Origin of the sequence: Streptomyces sp. rh34 (assembly GCF_002551245.1) — a bacterium.
In the GTDB taxonomy this organism is placed as follows: Bacteria; Actinomycetota; Actinomycetes; order Streptomycetales; family Streptomycetaceae; genus Streptomyces.
The window spans coordinates 1-2,039 of sequence record NZ_NTGZ01000492.1; the positions used below are offsets into that span (position 1 = coordinate 1).

Below are 2,039 nucleotides of genomic sequence, written 5' to 3' on the forward strand. Positions count from 1 at the left end.
GTCCGCTTGTGCCTGCCCGGCCCGCCTCGTGCCCCTGCCGGGCTCGCCGGGCGGCCGAGCGGGACCGGCGTGCAGCCCCTGGTGGAAGCACGCGGCGAGAGCCCGCCTACGTCCCCGCCGTCACCTGCGCCAGGTCGACCGCTCCCGCGACCCGGGCCGCGACCGTCTCCGCGTACGCCGCGTCGGTGCGTTCGAAGGCGGACCGGTTCGCCGCGCGGAGGAACGTCAGCACGCCCAGGGTCCGGCCCCGGCTCCGGAGCACCGAGCAGAGCGCGTGCGCCGCGTCCCGGGGCCAGCGGCGTTCCGCGGCCCAGGCCTGCGCGGCGTCCCCGGCGCCCGCGCTCGTACGGACGGAGCCGGTGCGCTCGACCGACTGGAGGGCCGGGTGGCCGGGGCCGTAGCGGGCCGGGACGGCGCCGCCGGACACCGGGAGGCAGGGGCCGGGAGCGTCGAAGGGTGTGGCGGCCGTACGCACCAGGCGCTCGCCGGCGGCCAGGTCGACCAGGACGTGGTCGGCGAACCCGGCGAGCGCGAAGTCCAGCAGGGAGGTCGCCGCCTCCATCGGATCCTCGCACTCGGAGGCCGTGCGGGCGGCCCGGTGCAGCTGGCTCGTCCGGAACCGCAGCCGGTCGGCCTCCTGCTCCGCGAGCCGGTCGGCGGTGACGTCCCGGAACAGCCACCCCACCCCGAGCGGGACCGGTTCCTCCGTCAGCGGCGAGGCCAGCCGCAGGAATCCGCTGCGCCAGCACCGGCGGCGTTCTCCCTCCGCCGTCCGCAGGGTGACCCACAGCTCGGCCGGGGCGGTCGGGGCGCCTTCGGCGAGCACATGGTGCAGGGCCGCCTCCAGCTCCTCCACGCCCTGGACCACCAGGTCGCCGAGCGGGCGGCCGAGGAGGGCGGTACGAGCCCCGCCGAGCGCGCGGGCCGCGTACGCGTTGACGACCGTCGGGCGCAGGTCGACGTCGAGGAGGACCACGCCCCAGGTCGCGTCCTCCAGCAGCGCCTCGCTCAGCGCGATGGCCCGCTCCAGGTCGATCTGGGCGTGCACCTCGTTGAACGCGCAGTAGACCCCGGCCGGCTTCCCGTCCGCACCGCGCACCCCGGCGGACTGGGTCCGCACCAGCACCCGGCCGCCGTCCTTGCGCAGCAGCGCGAACTCGTGCACCTGCCGCCCCGGCGCGTCCATGGCCGACATCAGCCGCGTCCGCACCTCGTCCGCGTCGGCCCGGCGCACCGCCCAGCCCGCGAAGCCGCTACGCCCCACGGCCTCGCGCGCCGACCAGCCGAGGACGCGTTCGGCCTCGCGGTTCCAGTGGGTGACCGTGCCGGCCGCGTCGAACGCGCAGAGCGCGGCGTCCATGCCGTCGAGCAGCGCGGCCAGCAGCTCGGACCCGGGAGGCTCACCGGGTATGCCGCCCTCGCCTGCCGCGGGCCCGGGGTCCGCGGAGCGCCCCGGGGGCCCGCCGCCGGAGTCCTCGTCCGGCCCGAGCTCGTCGGTGGTCCCGCTGCTCCTGGAAACACCCACTCCGCACCCCCCGCAGAACGTTTCCGCCGTTTTCCCACGCGTCGCCGCGTGTATTGCCGCACGTCAGACCATTCAACTCGAACGTGACCCAGCACACATCAACTTCACCGAAATCGTTTCTCCCACCGCGGGATCGCCGATCGCCTTCCATCGCTTTCACGCCACACCGCGAACGCGCCGGGGCGGCCTCGTCCAGCGCTCCGGCATGGGGAGTTCACCGGCGGCACGGCGGTGCGTGGTGGCAACGTCACACAGAGTCCACCGGGCACGCCCAGCCTTGGTCCGCCCTCGCCCTCGCCCTCGCACACGCCTTCGCCCTCGCACGCCTCCGCACGCTTCGGCACTTGGCCGCTCCCGGCCCCGTCCGTCCCGCTCGTCCCCGCTCCTCGTCCCCGGTCCCGCTCCTCCGACCCTCAACCCCAAGGAGCTCCTCCGTGACGCCCCTCCGCATCGCACGTCCGACGGCGGCGACCACCCTCGCCGTCTGCGCCGCGCTCGCGACACTCGTCGCCGC

The 2,039-nt window shown here is 76.0% G+C and carries 1 protein-coding gene; it reads right to left on the reverse strand.

The window, feature by feature from the left end:
- Positions 1–106 precede the first annotated feature (106 nt).
- Positions 107–1,525 carry a PAS domain-containing protein gene (locus CR470_RS37575; RefSeq protein WP_097872214.1) on the reverse strand — a complete coding sequence of 473 codons (1,419 nt, stop codon included), beginning with the start codon at positions 1,523–1,525 and terminating at the stop codon, positions 107–109.
- Between the last annotated feature and the right edge of the window lie 514 nt (positions 1,526–2,039).